This window comes from Nocardioides sp., from assembly GCF_034670285.1.
GTDB lineage: Bacteria > Actinomycetota > Actinomycetes > Propionibacteriales > Nocardioidaceae > Nocardioides.
The window spans coordinates 1-2,980 of the sequence record NZ_JAXMNS010000442.1; the positions used below are offsets into that span (position 1 = coordinate 1).

Below are 2,980 nucleotides of genomic sequence, written 5' to 3' on the forward strand. Positions count from 1 at the left end.
CCCCGCCAAGAAGGCCCCGGCCAAGAAGGCTGCTCCGGCCAAGACCGCGGCCAAGAAGGCGCCCGCGAAGAAGGCGCCCGCCAAGAAGGCCGCTCCGGCGAAGAAGGCTCCGGCCGCCAAGAAGGCCGCCCCCGCCAAGAAGGCCGCTCCGGCCAAGACCGCGGCCAAGAAGGCACCTGCCAAGAAGGCGCCCGCCAAGAAGGCTCCGGCTGCCAAGAAGGCCTGACCCGACCCGCACGTCCCACGACGGGCCGCCTCCCTCGGGAGGCGGCCCGTCGTGGCGTTTCTCAGTCCAGCAGCGCGGCAGCCAGCCGCGCGGACTCGACACCGAGCCCGAGCGTGACCGCGGCGCGGAGGTCGTCGACGTCGTCGACGTCGTGGCGCAGGGTCGTGAGGTCGCCACGGATCGCGAGCGCCCCTCCGACCTGGTGCGCGTGCGCGGAGTCCGGGCCGAAGGACGGCTCGAACTCGTCGTACGACGCGGTGTAGAGGGTGGTGCCGGAGCCCTCGGCGTCCACGACGTACGACGGGCCCCCTGGTACGACGGAGCCGAGGGCCGCGTCGAGGTCGTGCGGTCGCAGCGCTGGTAGGTCGGCGAGCACCGCGACCGGGAGCAGGGCGGGCCAGCGCCGTCGGGCCTCGGCCACCGCCTGGCGCAGCGCGGCGTTGAGGCCGGTGCTGTCGCCGTCCGGCACGCACGAGCAGCCGAGCGCGCCGAGACGCGCGGCGAAGTGGGCGTCGTCGGTGACCACGAGGACCTCCGCGACGCGCGTGGCGGCCAGGCAGGCCGTGGCGGTGTCGAGGGCGAAGGCCTCGGCGAGGTCGCGACGCTGGCCGTCGTCGGGCCCCACGAGGCGCGACTTGCCGAAAGCCGGTGGCTTGACCGGCATCACGACGACGTACTGCTGCACCGGGCCATCCCACCACGACGGCGGCCCCAGGATCGGTCGGGGTCCGCAGCGCGGCACCGTGCCCGAAGCAGCGCCACGCGAGTAACCTCCCTTCCCGTGAGACCTCGCAAGCTGGACCAGCCCCGCAGCTGGCCCTTCATCGTCGGTGCCTGGTTCTTGCGACCCGCCCTGGTCATGACCACCAAGCGCGACTGGATCGACGGGCTGAACATCCCGGCCACCGGTGGCTGCGTGCTGGTGATGAACCACCTCTCGCACGTCGACCCGTTGACCGCGGCGGTGTTCACCCACGACCACGGCCGGTTGCCGCGCTACCTGGCCAAGTCCGGGCTCTTCCGCAACCGCTTCCTGGGCATCTTCCTGCGCGCCGCAGGGCAGATCCCGGTCGAGCGGGCCAGCGCCAGCGCCGCCGGCGCTTACGCGGCCGCCGTGGAGGCGGTGAACGCAGGGGAGTGCATCGTGATCTATCCCGAGGGCACCATCACCCGCGACCCCGGCCTGTGGCCGATGACCGGGAAGTCCGGAGCGGCGCGGATCGCGCTCGAGACCGGCTGCCCGGTCGTCCCGATCGGGCAGTGGGGTGCCCAGGAGCTCCTCGCGCCCTACGCCAAGCGCCCCGACCTGTTCCCTCGCAAGACCGTCAGCATCAAGGTCGGGGACCCGGTCGACCTCAGCGACCTCGCCGACGAGCCGCAGGACGCCGAGGTGCTCGCCGTCGCGACCGGACGGATCATGGATGCCATCACCACCATCGTCGAGGAGCTGCGCGGGGAGACCGCCCCGCCCGAGCGCTTCGACCTGAAGAAGGCGCGGGCCCGCAACGGCCGGCCGCTAGAGGACGAGCGATGAACAACCAGAGCACAGGCAGCACCACCGGTGGCCGGGGCAAGGTCGCCGTCCTGGGAGCGGGGTCCTGGGGCACCGCCTTCTCGATCGTGCTGGCCGACGGCGGCAACGACGTCACGCTCTGGGCGCGCCGCGAGGAGGTCGCCGCGACGATCAACAGCGAGCGCGAGAACTCCGACTACCTCCGCGGCATCCAGCTGCCTCCCTCGGTGGGCGCCACCTCCGACGTCGAGAAGGCGCTGAGCGGCGCCGACCTGGTCGTCCTGGCCACCCCCTCGCAGACGCTTCGCGAGAACCTCACCACCTGGGCGCCCTTCATCGAGCCCGACGCCGTGATGGTCTCGCTGATGAAGGGGGTCGAGCTCGGCACCCTCAACCGGATGAGCGAGGTGATCCACCAGGTCACTGACGCGGGCCCCGAGCGGATCGCCGTGATCAGCGGCCCCAACCTCGCCAAGGAGATCGCCCGCCGCGAACCCGCAGCCTCGGTGGTGGCCTGCGAGGACGAGGACGTCGCCAAGATGCTCCAGGCCCGCTGCCACTCTGCGGCGTTCCGTCCCTACAGCAGCGTCGACGTCCTCGGGTGCGAGCTCGGTGGGGCCTACAAGAACGTCGTCGGCCTGGGCGTCGGCATGGCCGTCGGCCTCGGCTTCGGAGACAACACGACTGCCTCGCTCATCACGCGTGGGCTGGCCGAGACCGCCCGCCTGGCCATGAAGCTCGGCGCCAACCCGCTGACCCTGATGGGGCTCGCCGGGCTCGGCGACCTCGTCGCCACCTGCTCCTCACCGCTCTCGCGCAACCGCAGCTTCGGCGAGAAGCTCGGCCAGGGGATGACCACCGAGGAGATCTACGCCTCCACCCGCCAGGTCGCGGAGGGCGCGAAGTCCTGCTCCTCGCTGCGCGCCCTCGCCGAGCAGTCCGGCTGCGACGCTCCTATCGCCAACTACGTCGACGAGGTCGTCGGCGGTCGGATGACCGCCACCGAGATGATGGACACGATGCTGGCGCGTGACACCAAGCCCGAGATGGACTGAGCAGCGGCGACGACGGAGGAGTCGTCGCGTCGCGAAGGAACGTTGAGCGAGCCGCCGGACTGAGGAACGAAGGCGGGACCAGGCGAGTCGAAACGCAGTGAGATACTCGCGGTGGCGGGGACGTCACGGCATCTCGATACGCCGGTGGCTCGCTGCGCTCGCTCCCCGGCTACTCGATGACCAAGG

At 71.6% G+C, this 2,980-nt stretch carries 4 protein-coding genes; 3 read left to right on the forward strand and 1 reads right to left on the reverse strand.

Annotation, left to right across the window (positions count from 1 at the left end; translation table 11 throughout):
- On the forward strand, positions 1 to 226 hold a 226-nt coding region (locus VOI19_RS17325), incomplete at its 5' end, for a hypothetical protein (protein ID WP_323794201.1).
- Positions 227 to 287: 61 nt separating this feature from the next.
- On the opposite strand, the gene cofC is transcribed toward VOI19_RS17325, so the two are convergent.
- Entirely contained in the window at positions 288 to 911 is a 624-nt protein-coding gene (gene cofC, locus VOI19_RS17330; protein WP_323794202.1) for a 2-phospho-L-lactate guanylyltransferase, read from the reverse strand.
- A gap of 96 nt (positions 912 to 1,007) precedes the next feature.
- Between cofC and VOI19_RS17335 the strand changes: the two genes are divergently transcribed.
- Both VOI19_RS17335 and VOI19_RS17340 read left to right on the forward strand, forming a co-directional pair.
- A complete protein-coding gene (locus tag VOI19_RS17335) occupies positions 1,008 to 1,760 on the forward strand; it encodes a lysophospholipid acyltransferase family protein (protein ID WP_323794203.1) in 753 nt (250 codons plus the stop codon).
- On the forward strand, positions 1,757 to 2,794 hold the full coding sequence (locus VOI19_RS17340) for an NAD(P)H-dependent glycerol-3-phosphate dehydrogenase (protein WP_323794204.1): 1,038 nt from the start codon (positions 1,757 to 1,759) through the stop codon (positions 2,792 to 2,794). Before VOI19_RS17335 ends, VOI19_RS17340 begins: the two co-directional genes overlap by 4 nt.
- Positions 2,795 to 2,980: the final 186 nt, after the last annotated feature.